Origin of the sequence: Pectobacterium versatile (genome assembly GCF_003932035.1) — a bacterium.
Taxonomy (GTDB): domain Bacteria; phylum Pseudomonadota; class Gammaproteobacteria; order Enterobacterales; family Enterobacteriaceae; genus Pectobacterium; species Pectobacterium versatile.
Genome location: NZ_CP034276.1, coordinates 3,826,040 through 3,843,654 on the forward strand (window position 1 = coordinate 3,826,040; position 17,615 = coordinate 3,843,654).

The window sequence follows — 17,615 nt, forward strand, 5'->3', positions numbered from 1 at the left end:
CAATGCCCGGCTAAACCGGGCATTGGGGGAAATCACTGAGGCAATTAACGGCCAGACAAAGGCGGAACAAACACCACGCCCATATCCCACGGCTGTTCAATCCAGGTGTCCTGCGGGATATCAATCACGTAGTCATCGACCAGCGGTTGACCAGCAGGTTTCGCGAAAATGGTCACAAAGTGCGCTTTCGGGTACATATCACGAATCGCCTTCGCCGTACCGCCGGTATCAACCAGATCGTCAACTACGATGAACCCTTCGCCATCTCCCTCGGCACGCTTGATTACTTTCATTTCGCGTTGGTTGTCATGGTCATAGCTGGAGATGCAAACGGTATCAACGTGACGAATGCCCAGCTCACGCGCCAGCAGCGCGCCAGGAACCAGACCACCACGACTAACAGCAATGATGCCTTTCCATTGATCGGCAGGCAGTAAACGCTGTGCCAGTTTGCGGGCATGAATTTGCAACATATCCCAGGTTACGACGTACTTTTCGCTCATAAAATATATCCCAGCCGAATAAAAAACGGCTTAAGTTGAGTCTGAGGGGGGAAAAAGGTTGCGCGAGATTATAGATAGCCAACAACATAAAAACCAGTTTTTCTCAACGTGAGAATCGAGTTTTTCCTGACAACCAGCGCCCTGCCGAGCCCGTTGGTTCATATTGCAGCAGGAAAAGTAAGACGGGGCCGACGGCAATTCCCCTGCTTTGATGGAAAATGATATTCTGCGTTGACGCGCCATGTTCCGTGGCTAACTGCGATTAATTTTTAACCTGTAGCGCCTGCACGCCAGAGTGCGAAGATAGGTGGCTAAAAAGGAGACTCAAATAGTGTCTGAATTATCTCAACTTTCCCCCCAGCCTCTGTGGGATATTTTCGCCAAGATCTGTTCCATCCCGCACCCTTCTTATCATGAAGAAGCGCTGGCCGCGCACATTCTGGAATGGGCTAAAGAGAAAGGCATCTATACCGAGCGCGATCAGGTCGGCAATATTCTGCTGCGCAAAGCGGCAACCGCAGGCATGGAAAATCGCAAACCTGTCGTGTTGCAGGCGCATCTGGACATGGTGCCGCAGAAAAACAACGACACCGTACACGATTTCACTACCGATCCGATCCAGCCTTACGTTGACGGTGAGTGGCTGAAAGCACGCGGCACCACGCTGGGCGCGGATAACGGTATTGGTATGGCTTCTGCGCTGGCGGTGTTGGCCGATCCAAGCGTTGAGCACGGCCCGCTGGAAGTGCTGCTGACGATGACGGAAGAAGCCGGTATGGATGGCGCGTTTGGCCTGCAACCTAACTGGCTTCAGGGCGAAATCCTGATCAATACCGATTCGGAAGAAGAAGGCGAGATCTACATGGGTTGCGCCGGCGGTATTGACTTCATCACCCGCCTGCCGCTGGTGCGCGAACTGCCACCTGCCGGTTACCACACGCTGAAGCTGACGATTAAAGGGCTGAAAGGCGGCCACTCTGGCGGTGACATCCATTTGGGGCTGGGCAACGCCAACAAACTGCTGGCTCGTTTCCTGTTCGAGCAAGCGCAAGCGCTGGATATCCGCATTCTCGATCTGAACGGTGGGACGCTGCGTAACGCGATTCCACGTGAAGCCTTCGCCACGCTGTCACTGCCTGCCGCTAACGTCGAGCAGTTGAAAGCGCTGAGCCAAGACTATCTGGCCGTGCTGAAAAATGAACTGTCCGCCGTTGAGAAAAACGTGACCGTACTGGTGGAAGCCAGCGACAGCAACGAGCACCCGCTGACGCAGGACAGCCGCGATCGTCTGCTGGCGCTGCTCAACGCTACGCCGAACGGCGTGATCCGCATGAGCGACGAAGTCAAAGGCGTGGTAGAAACGTCACTGAACCTCGGCGTTGTCACGATGGAAGACGATCACGCGGAAATCATCTGCCTGATTCGTTCCCTGATCGACAGCGGTAAAGACGCCGTCGTCGGTACGCTGACGGCGCTGGGCCAGTTAGCTGGCGCGAAAACATCACCGAAAGGCGGCTACCCTGGCTGGCAGCCGGATGCCCATTCGCCGGTCATGGCGCTGGTGCGTGAAACGTATCAGAAGCTGTTCAACAAGACGCCGAACATCATGGTGATTCACGCCGGTCTGGAATGTGGTCTGTTCAAAAAACCGTACCCAGACATGGATATGGTTTCCATCGGGCCGACCATCACCGGGCCACACTCCCCGGATGAGCAAGTGCATATCGGCAGCGTCGATCTGTACTGGAAATTGCTGACAGCGCTGCTGAAAGCAATTCCGCCACGCGCTTAATCGCGTAGTCGTAAAAATCAGGGCGGCGCATAGACGTCGTCCTTTTTTATCCTCAACTGAACAGCGTTATCCCCAATCAAACACCAGCTGTCGCTCAATTTGCGGGTCGAGCAGCGTCACATGTAGCCCAACCAGCCGGACGCCTCTGGATTTACGCCGCTCCAGCCAGGTTTGCTGCGCAATCTTCAACAGATCCTGTTTATTCAACATCGGCCACACATGCTCCTGCGTGGTTTGCTGAAAATCATCAAACTTGAGTTTGACGCCCTGACGCGCAATATGCAGATCGGGCTTCACCCGTTTCAGGCGGACTTCCAGCTCCTCATAGAGCTGTTCGATCAGGTTTTCACACTGTTCCCAGTCGTGAATATCCTGCGCCAGCGTCTTCTCCACGCCGACCGACTTCCTCAGCCGATCGGGTGAAATCCGTCGCTCATCGATCCCCTGACATCGCTCCCACAGCACACGGCCAAATTTACCGAATTCTTTAAGCAGATCCGCCAACGCATACACCCGAACATCAGCACAGGTATGCAGGCCACGTTCCTCCAGCCGCTTCGCCGTCACCTTCCCGACGCCGGGTATCTTCTCCAGCGGTAGCGTCAGCAGGAAATCATCCACCTGCTCCGGTGTAATCACATATTGTCCATTCGGCTTATTTAATTCAGACGCGATCTTCGCCAAAAACTTGATGGGTGCAATCCCCGCCGAGGCCGTCAGATTCAATTCATCGGCGATGGTTCGACGGATTTCTTCGGCGATGCGCGTCGCCGAACCGTTGCAGTGTGGGCTATCAGTGACATCCAGATAGGCTTCATCCAGAGAAAGGGGTTCGATCAGCGACGTGTAGCGGGAGAAGATCTCACGGATTTGGCGCGAGGTGGACTTATACACCTCCATGCGACCCGGCAACAACGTGAGGTGTGGACACAGGCGCAAGGCGGTTGCCGTTGCCATCGCGCTGCGGACGCCGTAGCGTCGGGCAGGATAGTTCGCGGTGCTAATGACGCCACGGCGATCGGCGCTTCCACCAATCGCCAAAGGAATATCGCGCAGGCGCGGGTTATCACGCATCTCAATTGCTGCGTAGAAGCAGTCCATATCAACATGAATGATTTTGCGCATACTGGCCCTCTGATAATACTGTATAAATATACATATCAAAATCAGTATAGACAAGCTGCGCGATGCCTGCCGCGTTTACTGCGCGATCAGCATAACCAGCTTAAATTCGTTCTGCACAGCTGGATGGAAAGTCTGTTGATGATAGGCCACATCGCCAAGCAAAGGATGGTGGAAACGTCGCTCGCCGCCTTCACGCGCGGTTACTGCCTGCTGCGACCACCAGAGAGCAAACTCGCGGCTTTCTTCACACAGCGACATCACGATGTGCCGAACGGCGTCAGTAGGCGCGTAATGGCTTGATTCCGCACGGAACTCCGCCACTACCCGCTTCGCTCGTTCCGGCCAATTGACCACCAGCGATTGAGCCAGCGGATTCAGAAACATGAAACGCAGCAGGTTTGGTTCGGGATCGTGTCCCAGCCACCCGGCAAACAGCTGTTCCGACGGCGCATTCCACGCCAGCATATTCCAGCTACCATCCAGAAGATACGCAGGGCAAGTGATGTGATGCAGGCTGGCGGCAACCTGCGCATCCGGCGACATTGCCCTATTCTGCTTCTGAGGATCCTTCACGCCAGCAAGACTAAAAAGATAATCGTGCTCTGCGGGTTCCAGTTTTAACGCCTGCGACACACGGAGCAAAGCCGATGCCGAAGCGGACACATCACGCCCCTGCTCAAGCCAGGTATACCAGGTGGTGCTGATTCGGGCGATTTGCGCCAGCTCTTCGCGGCGTAACCCACTGGTGCGCCGCCGCCCGGACGCTGGCAACCCCACCATTTCCGGCGTAGTCCGCTCACGCAGCGCCCGTAAGAAAGCCCCCAGCGCTTTTGGGCCGCTCAGAGAATTGGCAGACATAAACGAATGTGTAGACATAGTCAGGTGTCCTTTTCATCCCGCTCGTCAAGGCGAGTTCGTGATGACAACAGCATGAGTGAAAGAGGTGTTAATCAAACAGGGAGTATTTTATACCCGTATAAATACTCATATTGTACCCGTATTTTTCCCTCATTATAGTGTGTTCAGACCGACGTCTTCTTTAGTGGCTGGCGCGCCGCCGTTTACCCCATGATGAAACGAAAGCAATTCAGATAAAGCGAGAGCAATGATGGAAGAAAAACAGAACCATAATCATCGCGTCGAACATCAGTTCGGCTCACAGGCGCAGAACTACCTGACCAGTGCAGTGCATGCACAGGGCAAAGATTTAACCCGGCTGGCTGCTTTATTAGCGCCCTTCCCGCAGGCGCGCGTGATCGACATCGGCTGCGGTGCCGGCCATGCCAGCTTCACTGCCGCACAGGCCGTCGCGGAGGTTGTCGCCTACGATTTGTCTTCCCAAATGCTGGACGTGGTGAGTCAGGCTGCCGTAGAAAAAGAACTGAATAATATCCGCGTTCAGCAAGGTGTAGCCGAGTCTTTGCCGTTCGACGATAACAGCGCAGATATCATCATTAGCCGTTACTCTGCGCATCACTGGCATGATGTCGGACAGGCGTTACGGGAAATGCGGCGCGTTCTGAAACCGGGTGGGCGCGTTATCATGATGGATGTCGTTTCGCCCGGTCATCCGCTGCTGGACAGCTATTTGCAGACGGTAGAGAAGCTGCGTGACACCTCACACGTGCGCAATTACGCACCGGGCGAATGGCTGAGCCTGTTTACCGACGCTGGGTTTATCGTGCGTAACGTCACCAGCGACAGGCTGACACTGGAGTTCAGCAGTTGGATCGCACGTATGCGCACGCCAGAACATTTCGCTGTTGCGATTCGTGAACTGCAAAAAACGTTGCCGGATGAGGTGGTACAGCATTTTGACGTACAGGCAGACGGTTCCTTTGTCACCGACATTATGATGATAGAAGCCAGCCGCGCCTGACGCACTTTCCCGCAATTAACGACCTCAAATTTGAGCGGCCCGCATCCTTTCGGGCCGTTTTTTGTAAATGTTATTTTTTAGCGCTTTTCAACGCTTGATTAATACGAAACCAATGATAATGTGATTTCGTTTTCGTCGCTGCCTATTCGCCGGCGAAATAGATACCGATAACGGCAGTCCCAACGCTTTCGCTAAAACACCAGTCGCGCGACGCGGATGCCGCATGTAGCAGGCAATTTTATTATCAGGAACCATAATGCAAAAAATCGCGCTGTCGTTTGCGATGTTGTTTTTTTTGCCTTCTCTTGTTGTTACCAGCGCAGCCAGCGAGACCGCACCACCGCTAGCGCCGATAGCAAAAGAATTAAAACAGCAATTATTAGGCTCTCCGATCTATATTCAGATCTTTAAAGAAGAGCGAATATTCGAACTTTATGCGAAAGTCGGTAACGAATACCGTTTATTGGAACAATACCCCATCTGTAAATATTCGGGTGGATTAGGGCCAAAACGCGTTGAGGGGGATTTAAAAAGCCCGGAAGGTTTTTATCAGGTTGACCTGCGTCAGCTTAAGCCAGACAGCCAATATTACCGCGCGATCAATATCGGTTTCCCCAACGACTATGATAAATCACAGGGATATTCCGGTCGTTATTTGATGATCCACGGTGAGTGTGTGTCGGTTGGCTGCTATGCCATGACCAACACCTATATGGATGAGATTTATCGCTATGCCGAAGCGGCGCTACGCAACGGGCAAGCGAAGATTGATATCGCCATCTACCCGTTCCGTATGACGGAACAGAACATGCAGCGCCACCGTAATTCCACCTACGCCAGCTTCTGGAAACAGCTTCAGCCGGGGTACACCTATTTTAATCAGCATAATCAGCCACCGGCCGTCACGGTGTTTAACGGGCAATACGTCGTTAACCCACCATTGATGACCAGCCAGCCGACCTTAAAGTATGCGCTCGCCGAAACAAAATAGAACGAATTCACCTGGCATAATCTGATGCCAGGTTTCGTTGCCCGTTAGCGGCTGCGTTGCCAGCACGGTGACGACATCATTGGGTGTCGTCTGCTGCTGGAAATCAATCTCCACATCCTGATCCAACAGCGTCGCTTTACCAAACGGCGCGCGGCGAGTGATCCAGTAGAGTTTGGTTGAGCAATACCCCATCACAAAGCGCCCGTCCGACAGCAGCATGTTAAACACGCCTTTCTCCCGCAAGACATCTGCCTGCTTGGCGATATAGCGGAATACCGCTGGCCAGTTGCCTGGCGTACGCGGGTAGCGTTCAGCCAGTTGGGACAGCAGCCAGCAGAAAGCAAATTCGCTGTCCGTCTGGCCAACAGGGCGAAACATGCCCGTTTTCAGGGTGTTGTAGCCTTTCAGTTGCCCATTGTGGGCGTACGTCCAGTTCCGCCCCCATAGCTCACGCGTAAAGGGATGGGTATTTTCCAGCGACACCGCGCCGCGATTGGCTTGCCGGATGTGTGAAACCACTGCACACGATTTGATAGGGTAATCCTGTACCAATCGCGCAATCGGCGAGTTATAGCTTGGCAGCGGATCTTTGAACGTACGACAGCCGTTCCCTTCATAAAAGGTAATTCCCCAGCCATCCCGATGCGGTCCGGTTTTCCCACCGCGCTGTATCAGCCCGGTAAAGCTAAAGCAGATATCCGTCGGCACATTCGCGCTCATCCCCAGCAGTTCACACATCTGACTTCCTACCCTTCCCTTCTCGTCATATTTCAAGTTGCATGTGCGTTGGCTACGCTCACTCACCCGAATCACTTACCTGAGTAAGCTCATCGGGATTCCTTCCCTTGCCGCCTTCCTGAAACTCGAACTATTTAGAGTCTATTATTAAGCGGCTTACTGATCCGCCATCTCTTTTTCAATCAGCTGAATCAGGATGTGAATCGCTTTGATATGGATTTCCTGAATACGGTCGGCATAACCGAAGTGCGGAACACGAATTTCCACGTCGGCCGAACCTGCCATTTTACCGCCGTCTTTCCCAGTTAGCGTAATGACCTTCATGCCTTTCGCTTTTGCCGCCGCAATGGCTTTAATAATGTTGCCGGAGTTACCCGAAGTGGAAATCCCCAACAGCACATCGCCTTCACGCCCCAGCGATTCAACATAGCGAGAGAAGACAAAGTCATAGCCAAAATCGTTGCTGACGCAGGACAGGTGGCTCGGATCGGAAATCGCAATGGCCGGATAGCCCGGTCGATTCTCGCGGTAGCGGCCCGTCAGCTCTTCGGCAAAGTGCATGGCATCACAGTGTGAGCCACCGTTACCGCAGGAGATCACTTTACCGCCCGCTTTAAACGCGTTAGCCAGCAGTACCGCAGCATTTTGAATCGACTGAATGTTCGCGTCATCACTCAAGAAATTATTCAGTGTTTCTGCCGCTTCTTTCAGTTCACTACGGATTAAATCCTGATACATGGAATCCTCTCATTTTGTCGGGTGACAACATTCTATTCTCTATTGTTCAGCAGTGTAGCGGATAGTACCAACAGCGAGAAGCGCGTAATCACGGGATCGAGAGGATCGCTGATGCCCGTCAGAAAACGTACGACTGCCGCTCGGTTTGTGAAGTGAGTTGTAATTATGATGTAAACGAATTGATAAAAATAATCAGATAAACTACAACGAATATAAGTAACAGGTCAGACCTCTTATGATATTGACCTACTACGCCTTATTTCACTGATGACACGGTTCTCGCTTTCTACTGCCACGCAACGCTCGGTGGAAAGCTGAAAACGCTCAACTCGATCACAATGCTGGAGACACGTTATGGTTGCTGTCAGTATCCTCCTCCTACTGATTATCATCGGAGCGATGTTTTATCATCGGCTCAGTCTGCTGCTCGGCAGTGCCATCCTACTGGCCTACTTCGCGGCCATGTCCGCCATGTTGCTGTGGCCCGTCTGGTTAATGATTCCGCTCGTGATTCTGCTGGTTCCGATTACGGTTCCCGCCCTGCGCCAAAAGCTGGTTTCTGCTTCCGCGCTGCGCATGTTCCAGAAGGTCATGCCGCCGATGTCGAACACGGAGAAAGAAGCGATTGATGCTGGGACAACCTGGTGGGAAGGCGACCTGTTCCGCGGCGCGCCGGACTGGAAAAAGTTGCATAACTATCCACGTCCGCAGTTGACCGCCGAAGAGCAGGCGTTTATCGACGGGCCGGTTGCTGAAGCCTGCCGAATGGCAAACGACTTTGAAATCACCCACGAACGTGCCGATATCCCGCCAGAACTGTGGGAATATTTAAAAGAACATCGCTTCTTTGCCATGATCATCAAGAAGCAGTACGGCGGGCTGGAATTCTCGGCCTATGCACAGGCACAGGTGCTGCAAAAACTGGCGGGCGTTTCCAGCATTGTGGCGATCACCGTCGGCGTGCCTAACTCACTCGGCCCCGGTGAACTGCTGCAACATTACGGTACGGAAGCGCAAAAAGATCACTACCTGCCACGTCTGGCACGCGGTCAGGAAGTCCCCTGCTTTGCGCTAACCAGCCCGGAAGCGGGCTCTGATGCAGGCTCGATTCCCGATACTGGCATAGTCTGCTACGGCAACTGGCACGGCGAACAGGTCGTGGGCATGCGCCTGACCTGGAATAAACGCTATATCACACTCGCACCGGTCGCCACCGTGCTGGGACTGGCCTTTAAGCTGTACGATCCTGACCATTTGTTAGGCGATCAAGACGACGTAGGCATTACCTGTGCGTTGATTCCGACGGACACCGACGGCGTTAAAATCGGCCGCCGCCATTTCCCACTGAACGTGCCGTTCCAGAACGGCCCGACGCAGGGTGAGAACATTTTTGTTCCGCTGGATTACATCATCGGCGGTGCGAAGATGGCGGGTCAGGGCTGGCGTATGCTGATGGAGTGTCTGTCGGTCGGACGCGGCATTACGCTGCCGTCCAACTCTACCGGTGGACTGAAGTCGATTGCCCTCGGTATCGGTGCTTACGCCCACATTCGCCGCCAGTTCAAAATCTCCATCGGTAAGATGGAAGGCATCGAAGAACCGCTGGCACGCATTGCGGGTAACGCTTACGTGATGGACGCCGCTGCGACGCTGATTACCAGCGGCATCATGCAGGGTGAAAAACCGGCGGTGCTCTCCGCTATCGTGAAATATCACTGTACCCACCGCGGTCAGCGCAGCGTACTGGATGCGATGGATATCGCCGGCGGTAAAGGCATCTGTCTTGGCCCGTCCAACTTCCTGGCGCGCAGCTATCAGGGCGCACCGATTGCGATCACCGTGGAAGGGGCGAATATCCTGACGCGCAGTATGATCATCTTCGGGCAAGGTGCCATCCGCTGTCACCCTTATGTGCTGGAAGAGATGGCAGCCGCGCAGGATAACGACGTATCACGCTTTGACCGTTCGCTGGTGGGTCACATCGGCCACGTCGGCAGCAACAAAGTGCGCAGCTTCTGGCTTGGGTTGACCAACGGCCGCCTGAGCAGTGCACCAGTCAATGACAAAACACGTCGCTACTATCAGCAACTCAACCGACTCAGCGCGAACCTGGCGCTGCTGGCGGATGTGTCGATGGCGGTACTCGGCGGCAGCCTGAAACGTCGTGAGCGTATCTCCGCGCGTCTCGGGGATATTCTCAGCCAGCTTTATTTAGCTTCCGCGACGCTGAAACGCTATGAGGATGAAGGGCGTCAGAAAGCAGATTTACCGCTGGTGCACTGGGGCGTTCAGGACAGTCTGCATCAGGCGGAGCAGGCGCTGGACGATCTGCTGCGTAACTTCCCGAATCGTGCCGTGGCAGGACTGCTGACCTTTATTATCTTCCCGCTGGGTCTGCGCTGCGCTGCGCCGTCTGACCGCCTCGACCATGAGGTCGCGAAGATTCTGCAAACACCATCGGAAACGCGCAGCCGTCTGGGACGCGGCCAATATCTGGTTGCCAGTGAGCACAACCCTGTGGGGCTGTTGGAAGAGGCGCTGTTGGATATCATCGCCGCCGAGCCGATTTACCAACGCCTGTCGAAGGCTAGCGACAAACCGCTGCCGTTCATGCGATTGGATCAGTTGGCAGAACAGGCGCTGATCGAAGGTCAGATTACCGCAGAAGAAGCGGATATTCTGACCAAGGCGGAAGCCAGCCGCTTACGTTCAATCAACGTGGATGACTTTGCGTTCGACGCACTGGCCGCCAACAAGCCCGCGCCCGTACCGCAGCCGGAAAGAAAAACCGAAGCAGCATAAACAGAATCAGGCCGCCAATATGGCGGCCTGAGATCGTTGACAAACTTATTTGCGAAATGGGAACGGTGATAATGGAATAGAAGAGTAAAGCGTCCGCGCCATGGATGGCGCGGCTCGAGCTTACAGGGATGTACTCGCAGCGTCTTTACGATCTATCCATTATCACCGCTCAACAAGCTTTGTCAGTAAACTCAGTTCGGTTATACCGGCCTGTTCTTTCCTTTAAAGGCACATCAGTTGTAAAATCTACGCCATCTTTTCTTCTGAATGAAACCTGACACATGGCTTACATCCCCAAGAACTATGCCAGACTTGAAAGCGGCTACCGCGAAAAAGCGCTCAAACTTTTCCCGTGGGTATGTGGTCGCTGTTCACGCGAATTCGTCTATTCCAACCTGCGTGAATTAACCGTTCACCACATCGATCACGATCACAGCAATAACCCAGAAGATGGCAGTAATTGGGAAATGCTGTGCCTCTACTGCCACGACCATGAGCATTCAAAATATACCGATGCGGATATGTACGGTTCGACCGTCGTTGCAGGCGAAGATGCACAGAAGGATGTCGGAGTTGCCACCCATAATCCTTTCGCGAATTTGCAGGCCATGATGAATAAAGGGAAGAAATAGTCTGTTTGCCGCTCCCACCGATTCGTTGGCGGGAGCGGTTATCGCATACGTAATTAACGAGTTAGGCGCCGCTCTGTCGCACACGCGCCAGCAGCGCATCCACATCAGCAATATGCGGAGCCGCCAGCACTAACGTTCTGCCCAGCGAAATAGCATGTCGCTGGCACGCTAAACGCGCTTCCGTCTCCTGAATGCTGTCCAGATCGGCGACGTGCGCCAGCCCAATCGTGCGGCGAATCAATTCGGTGCCGCAGTAGCCAACGGCATCCAGCCAAACCTGCTGTAAAAACAGCGCGGCATAACCTGATTCAGCCAGCGCAGGATCGCGGCTTTCGCTTTCGCTCAATGCCAGAAAACGGGCGGAAAAGGTCTGCCACAGCGTACGAATATCTTCCAAACGTCGTTCGCGTCCAGCCGCCGCCTCACGCGGTGCGAGTAGCCCCGGTAGACCGCAATAATTCAGCAACAGATTGCCGATTGCGGTGCCGGCATCAAAGCCGATCGGCCCGTAGAAACCGAATTCAGCATCAATCGCCTTTAAGCGCCCTTCTGCCACAAAGATCGATCCACTGTGAATGTCACCGTGCAGCAGCGCCTCCGCTTTGCTCAAGAAGCCATGCTTCAGTCCGGCAACCGCCAGCTTCAGCGCCCGATCGTCACGTAAGGCCAGCACATCCGGCGTCAGCGCAGCGTCAAATTGGTTTCTTTCGTGATCGATATAGGGGTCGGTAAAGAAAAGATCTTCGGTGATCTGACACAGTTCAGGGTTAGTGAACTGGCTTACCGCCGCTTTCTTCTCATGCGGGTGCTGATAGAAATCAGAGGTATGGAATAACGTCTGCGCCAGATATTCCCCCAGCTGTGCCGCCGCCTGAGGATAATCCGCGCCGTTAACCAACTCGCTACGCCAGATACGATGATCGGAGAGATCTTCCTGCACCATCACCGCCAGTTCGGGATCGTGATATAACACGGTCACGGTATGTTGCGGACAAAAACGCGCGTGCGTCAGCAACGTTTCAGCTTCAATGCGGGCGCGGTCAAGCGTCAGCGGCCAGGATTCCCCGACGCAGCGCACGTAGGGCAGCGCCTGTTTAACGATTACCCGACTGACGCCCGCTTCGTCTTTAATTTTAAACACCAGATTCAGATTGCCATCGCCGATCTCTTCTGCGGCTACCAGCGTTTGCGGCTGACTGACACCACCGTACTGGCGGGCATATTCAACAGCGTCATCCGCCGTAAAAGTGCGGTAAAGTGACATTCCAACTCCTCGCTATTCTGAAATCAAAACTGTTCTTAAATTAAAACTATTTTTGAAATAAATATATGGACATAAAAACGTTCGGACGTCTATACATCTATTAGGCATCTTGGCAGAATAAGAATATCGATGCAACATGGATTTAACGACCTATGCAGACACTTAACACAACCAGCCTGAAAATCGTTGATAACCAACTGTGGATCCTCGACCAACAGGCGCTACCGCAAGAAAAACGCTGGAGCCCGTGTCCAGATGTCGCGTCACTGGTTGAGCATATCCAGACGCTACGAGTACGCGGCGCACCGCTCATTGGCCTATCCGCCAGCCTGCTGCTCGCGCTGCTGGCCGAGAAAGGGTTATCACAGGCCGAACTGGTGCAGGCACTGGAGACGCTGCGGGCATCGCGTCCTACCGCCGTGAACCTAATGAACAATCTGGATCGCATGAAGCTGGCGTTAGCAAAGCCGCAGTTTGTCGATGCATTGGTGCAGGAAGCCCTGCGCCTGGTAGAAGAAGATCGCGCCCTGTGTGAGCGCATTGCCGATCGCGGCGCTGCGCTGGTCAACCCCAACAGCCGCTTGCTAACCCACTGCAACACCGGTGGGCTGGCAACTGCGGGCATCGGCACCGCTATCGGCGTGCTGCTGCGTGCGCATCAGCAGGGGAAAGTCGCGCAGGTGTGGGTCGATGAAACACGTCCACTTTTGCAGGGCGGACGCCTCACGGCGTGGGAGCTGGGCGAGCTGAGCATCCCTTATCAACTGATTTGTGATTCGATGGCCGCCAGCCTGATGGCGCAGGGTCAGGTCGATGCAATTTGGGTCGGTGCAGACCGCATTGCGGCTAATGGCGACGTCGCCAACAAGATCGGCACTTACAGCCTCGCGGTACTGGCGCACTATCACCAGATTCCGTTTTACGTCGCGGCACCGCACACCACGCACGATCCCGCGTGCCCAGATGGTCGAGCCATCCCTATCGAACAGCGTGCCGCCGCCGAAGTCACCGGCGTCTCCGGCAGCTTCGGCCACTGCCAGTGGGCCCCGCAGAACGCCGCCGTCTACAACCCGGCATTCGACGTCACCCCCGCCGCCTTAATCAGCGGCTGGGTACTCGACACCGGCGTGGTCACCCCACAAGACGTCAAAGAAGGGATATTTCAGAAGGCGTTGAATTGATAACAAACCCAAACATTTCCAAGAGCCTCAGGATACGCCGCACGGACGCGGCAAAGCCATCACCCAATAGTGACCGTTCCTCCACCAATCAATACACCACCGCAGCTTACTGCATCACCCGTTCGCGCCGCGGGTTTACCGTCAACGAGTACGCTGGATAAACCGCTGCTAATGCTCCGGTCATGGCCGTGAGGAACCAGCGGATCGCCTTGTCGGGCCAACGGTAGGCCGTCAACCTTAACCGTTGATGAACCCGCCGCGACGGGCGTCGGCGGATGGCTACCGTGCCCGGTATCGCTATCACCTAATTTAACGGCATTACCCATTTTTTAGTCCTTTTAACTAAATAGTCAGCCTTGTTGCAACGATCATGCGGCAGCTTCATCATCGGCAGCGACTACCTCTATTCCACGTGGGACGAAGAAATTATTGTTCCTCAACATCGTACCCGCCTGATCGTTCAGCGTAGCGAACTTGAGTTCCTCAGACGCAAAGTCGTGCATAAAATAATTGAAGAAAATATCTGCCTCATGCGGCACTCGTTTAGTTTCATTAAAGAACTTCACCAAATCGGCCCCTTGGTACATCTGCCGGCGCAGCCCCCTGCTTCTCCGCACATTATCTGCATCGTACTCGACCTGCTTCAGCCAGCCCCACTGCACGTTGAGTTTATCCCGTTCGCTTCCTGTCGCGTTTTTGAAAAGTATCTTGTAATCATGCAGTTTTTCCCCTAGCCAGACGCAATAGTGGATCATGTGCAGTTCAAACGCTTCCGGTGTCGGGTTCATTTTCCCCACCCATTTGCTGTAAAACTCGCTGTATACCTTCGCCGAGTAGCCCAGCCGGCTGTCCTGCATGATGAAGTAGCTTGCCACGTAGGGGTCTTTCTGATTAAGCGTTTTAAAGTTGGGAAAAGGCACCTGCGCCCTGCGCGCCGTTTCGAACATCTGTCGCAACGGCACCCGACACAGCTCGGCGCTGGGGCGCTGTTCGTTGGGTAGCAGCCCGCCCGTCACGTCTTCACTGATGCCGGGGCAAAGCACTTCACGCCAGCCTGATTTGAGCGGCCCCAACGGCAACAGAGGACGGGATTCTCGTCGTTCATGTGCCGCTATCAGGTGCAAGGCACTTTTTACCGCGGGATGAAGGGGTTTATCAAACGCAATCACTTTCGCGCCAAAAGCCGTGGTGATCATGCCAACAACAGGGTGCCGGGCAACCAGTCCGGCCCCATCAGAGACGGTTGCCACGGTATCCCCCATGTCCAGCGAGCTGCGGCGCGTGCAGTCGAACAGGCCAGCAAAAATGACCTCGACTTTACTGTCTTCGTAGCGATACTCGTTCCCTACTTTGGTGCAGACCGACTCCAATAACTCGTCGATAAAACGCCGGGCCAACGCGGCTCCCAGATCGGCACCGAACACCGAAATCTGGATCAATTTGATGGGCAGTTGATTAATTTTTTTTACATCAGCCACGTTTAGCTTGAATTGGTTCTTTGCTGAATCCACCCGCGCATCGACGCCGGTCATCATCAACTCAGCCACTATCGGGTTATCTCGGATAGGTTCAGCAGCTTCGAGCAGAGCACGGGTCGCCGCCGTTTTGGCAGCGGACGTGGCGGCGTCGAGGCCACTCTTCATGGTGCGCAGGTCGTCCAGTTTATTGGAGAGCACCTGACTCCAGTCGCCTTTGAAAGCCCCCTTGACCGTATCTACCGCCGCTTCTTTACCCTGTTCAACCAGCGCATCGGCATAATCCTCTGGCAGCGCCTTCTGTCTGGCGTCCATAATGCTGTCCAGCCTTTCGGACGGCGTATCGTCAAGGGTTGTACCTAAACCAGGAATATAAACTTTAGCGTAAGCGTACGAGGATGTGAGGCTGGCTTTAATCTCTAAAGGATGAGATCGAAACAAGCGCCCTACATTAGTCAGACGCTGGCTCTCTTCATCCACATTGATATTTCGTTTCAGACCATCAAAGAAGAAGCCTATCTGTAACGCTAGTGAGCAAGTACCTATCCCTGCCTGATGACGACTCTCTTCACGCGCAACACGACATTCCATATCATCCCAATCCACTTTATTTATCTCCTTGTTCTATAGGTATCGACGATACTATCCATTTCAACGGCACAGCTTTCAGCCCACCTTACCATCGGTTTATTATCAGGTAACATCAGCACACAGAAACCATTCTGACCTTTCTCTCGTTTAGGCATAGGTAAGGTGATAGTATGTTTCTCAGGCTGAAATCCCTGTTCTTCTTGTTGCTTTAGAGTGGCGCTTAGTAGCCAATCTATTTTGACCGTATCTCCGTCTATCCGATAGGGGCCAGCACTTCCTCCTCCCCCGGCATGAAATCCATCAAACGCAAAGGTATTGCTACCCATATTACCGTTGACATAAACGTAACTAATGGGACGATCGATCACCGAATGGACAACGATTGACGCCCCGCCATGCCGCTCCTGTATCAGGAACGTCCAGCCTAGCCAGAGCACCAGCAGAATGCTTGCCACCCACCGCCCCCAGCGCGGCAATATCTGCCATATCGCCGTGATCAGCCCCGAGACTGCTCTCGCCAAACCGCTTGCCGCGCTCATGCTTGTTCCCTTTGTTCTTGCTGGTTCAATTCCCTTATTACTGGCTGAGTAGCCGTCACGCCCGCCAGATGACGGCTCTCTTCACGAGCAATTCGACACTCCATATCATCCCAATCCACTTTATTTATCTCCTCGTTCTATAGGTATCGACGATACTATCCATTTCAACGACACAGCTTTCAGCCCACCTTACCATCGGTTTATTATCAGGTAACATCAGCACACAGAAACCATTCTGCCCCTTATCTCGTTTAGGCATCGGTAAGACCACAGAGTGGATCTCTGGACGATATCCAAGCTCATCATATTGTTTACGAGTCATCGCAAGTTCCCATTTAATATTGACCTTGTCCCCATCTATCCGATAGGGGCCAGCGCTTCCTCCTCCTCCTGCATGAAATCCATCAAACGCATCAGTATTGCTACCCATATTGCCATTGACGTACACATAGCTAATCGGGCGATTGATCACTGAATGCACGACGATTGACGCCCCGCCATGACGCTCCTGTATCAAGAACGTCCAGCCCAGCCAGAGCGCCAGCAGGATGCTTGCCACCCACCGCCCCCAGCGCGGCAATATCTGCCATATCGCCGTGATTAACCCCGAGATTGCCCTCGTTAAACCGCTTGCCGCACTCATGTTCGTCCCTTTTGTTCTTCTAAAGCCTGACGGCCACCTTCCAGATAGGCTAATGCCCACAACCGACGTTGACCGTCTACCGCTCCGGCCTGCTCCGCTTTTCTCAGCGCCTTTCGAACCATACTCATCCTTTCACAGGGCGGGAAATGCCCACAGCGCTCTCCCCCTTGCCAAAGGGCTAGTACGCGATGTTCATCAGGTGAACCTTGCAATGCCCGGTATAACTCAGGTGTCAGTTTCACCGGAACAGGGTCATCTGGGGGGATCGATAGGCTCAGTTCGCGCCAACTGCCGTCGCATTCTCGCAACCACCAGCGCTCGATTCCCCCAAAAAGCCCACCGAACCACGGGGCATCGTGTTGTTCGACAAGCAGAGGCAGCGCGTGGGGGGTATAGAATCGCAGCAGTTGGCTAAATTGCCCTTCGGGCTCAATCACCCTCACCCCCAAAGCCAACTGCTTTTGCAAGGCGCTAAGAGGTTGGCTGCTCTCAAGCAGGCCAACCACATGCCCTTGCTGAACGAGCGTAGCCAATAATCTTTCTTCCTCATGCGGACACAGCCAGAGCCAGGGGCCGAGATTAATCAGTTCAAACAAGTCATCATGAAAATAGAGCGGCAAAAACGGCCTTTCGCTCAACCGTTCACGCTGTTCAGTGGTGAGGTAAGCCCCTTCCAACAGGACGATACAGGCACCCTGATGCCAGATTGATTCGGGTAGCAT

The 17,615-nt window shown here is 53.9% G+C and carries 16 protein-coding genes and 1 pseudogene; 6 read left to right on the forward strand and 11 right to left on the reverse strand.

All coding sequences use genetic code 11. The annotated features are described in order from the left end of the window. Positions 1-44: 44 nt before the first annotated feature. Positions 45-503, reverse strand: coding sequence for a xanthine phosphoribosyltransferase (gpt, locus tag EIP93_RS17380; RefSeq protein WP_005975741.1), 459 nt, complete (start codon positions 501-503; stop codon positions 45-47). Between the two features lie 331 nt (positions 504-834). On the opposite strand from gpt, the gene pepD reads away from it, so the two are divergent. Further along, positions 835-2,295: a beta-Ala-His dipeptidase gene (gene pepD, locus EIP93_RS17385; RefSeq protein ID WP_107333358.1), complete on the forward strand. Its 1,461-nt coding sequence runs from the start codon at positions 835-837 to the stop codon at positions 2,293-2,295. A 66-nt stretch (positions 2,296-2,361) separates the two neighbouring features. Here pepD and dinB read toward each other — a convergent pair whose 3' ends face one another. Together dinB and EIP93_RS17395 are read right to left on the reverse strand one after the other, a co-directional pair. After that, positions 2,362-3,420, reverse strand: coding sequence for a DNA polymerase IV (dinB, locus tag EIP93_RS17390; protein ID WP_107333359.1), 1,059 nt, complete (start codon positions 3,418-3,420; stop codon positions 2,362-2,364). Between the two features lie 75 nt (positions 3,421-3,495). Then, positions 3,496-4,296 (reverse strand): helix-turn-helix transcriptional regulator, encoded by an 801-nt coding sequence (locus EIP93_RS17395; protein WP_116362530.1) that lies wholly within the window; start codon positions 4,294-4,296, stop codon positions 3,496-3,498. Positions 4,297-4,516: 220 nt separating this feature from the next. Between EIP93_RS17395 and EIP93_RS17400 the strand changes: the two are divergent. Both EIP93_RS17400 and dpaA read left to right on the forward strand, forming a co-directional pair. Further along, positions 4,517-5,299, forward strand: a pseudogene (locus EIP93_RS17400) (class I SAM-dependent methyltransferase); the annotation flags it as partial. Between the two features lie 256 nt (positions 5,300-5,555). After that, entirely contained in the window at positions 5,556-6,290 is a 735-nt protein-coding gene (dpaA, locus tag EIP93_RS17405; RefSeq protein WP_039495133.1) for a peptidoglycan meso-diaminopimelic acid protein amidase, read from the forward strand. Here the strand turns inward: dpaA and EIP93_RS17410 are convergent. Beyond that, entirely contained in the window at positions 6,261-7,028 is a 768-nt protein-coding gene (locus EIP93_RS17410) for a class II glutamine amidotransferase (RefSeq protein WP_039361094.1), read from the reverse strand. The genes dpaA and EIP93_RS17410 overlap by 30 nt on opposite strands. 156 nt (positions 7,029-7,184) lie before the next feature. Next, positions 7,185-7,766, reverse strand: coding sequence for a D-sedoheptulose 7-phosphate isomerase (gene lpcA / locus EIP93_RS17415; RefSeq protein WP_005975726.1), 582 nt, complete (start codon positions 7,764-7,766; stop codon positions 7,185-7,187). A gap of 354 nt (positions 7,767-8,120) precedes the next feature. On the opposite strand from lpcA, the gene fadE reads away from it, so the two are divergent. Together fadE and yajD are read left to right on the forward strand one after the other, a co-directional pair. Next, positions 8,121-10,568, forward strand: a complete 2,448-nt coding sequence (gene fadE / locus EIP93_RS17420) for an acyl-CoA dehydrogenase FadE (protein WP_125233045.1) — start codon at positions 8,121-8,123, stop codon at positions 10,566-10,568. A gap of 281 nt (positions 10,569-10,849) precedes the next feature. Beyond that, positions 10,850-11,200, forward strand: coding sequence for an HNH nuclease YajD (gene yajD / locus EIP93_RS17425; RefSeq protein WP_010282592.1), 351 nt, complete (start codon positions 10,850-10,852; stop codon positions 11,198-11,200). 61 nt (positions 11,201-11,261) lie between these two features. On the opposite strand, the gene mtnK is transcribed toward yajD, so the two are convergent. Beyond that, a complete protein-coding gene (gene mtnK / locus EIP93_RS17430; protein WP_119158285.1) occupies positions 11,262-12,464 on the reverse strand; it encodes an S-methyl-5-thioribose kinase in 1,203 nt (400 codons plus the stop codon). Positions 12,465-12,616: 152 nt separating this feature from the next. Here mtnK and mtnA point away from each other — a divergent pair, with 152 nt between their 5' ends. Then, positions 12,617-13,645: an S-methyl-5-thioribose-1-phosphate isomerase gene (gene mtnA / locus EIP93_RS17435; protein WP_125233046.1), complete on the forward strand. Its 1,029-nt coding sequence runs from the start codon at positions 12,617-12,619 to the stop codon at positions 13,643-13,645. A gap of 59 nt (positions 13,646-13,704) precedes the next feature. Here mtnA and EIP93_RS17440 read toward each other — a convergent pair whose 3' ends face one another. The 5 genes from EIP93_RS17440 to EIP93_RS17460 all read right to left on the reverse strand — a co-directional run bounded on the left by EIP93_RS17440 (position 13,705) and on the right by EIP93_RS17460 (position 17,615). Then, positions 13,705-13,971: a type VI secretion system PAAR protein gene (locus EIP93_RS17440; RefSeq protein WP_102119147.1), complete on the reverse strand. Its 267-nt coding sequence runs from the start codon at positions 13,969-13,971 to the stop codon at positions 13,705-13,707. Positions 13,972-14,013: 42 nt separating this feature from the next. Next, on the reverse strand, positions 14,014-15,726 hold the full coding sequence (locus EIP93_RS17445) for a DUF2235 domain-containing protein (RefSeq protein WP_228925395.1): 1,713 nt from the start codon (positions 15,724-15,726) through the stop codon (positions 14,014-14,016). 5 nt (positions 15,727-15,731) lie between these two features. Continuing rightward, complete coding sequence (locus EIP93_RS17450; RefSeq protein ID WP_125233047.1) at positions 15,732-16,250, reverse strand: hypothetical protein; 519 nt, start codon at positions 16,248-16,250, stop codon at positions 15,732-15,734. Between the two features lie 124 nt (positions 16,251-16,374). Then, positions 16,375-16,893 (reverse strand): hypothetical protein, encoded by a 519-nt coding sequence (locus EIP93_RS17455; protein WP_119158281.1) that lies wholly within the window; start codon positions 16,891-16,893, stop codon positions 16,375-16,377. After that, on the reverse strand, positions 16,890-17,615 hold the full coding sequence (locus EIP93_RS17460; protein ID WP_103972234.1) for a DUF4123 domain-containing protein: 726 nt from the start codon (positions 17,613-17,615) through the stop codon (positions 16,890-16,892). The genes EIP93_RS17455 and EIP93_RS17460 overlap by 4 nt, the downstream gene beginning before the upstream one ends.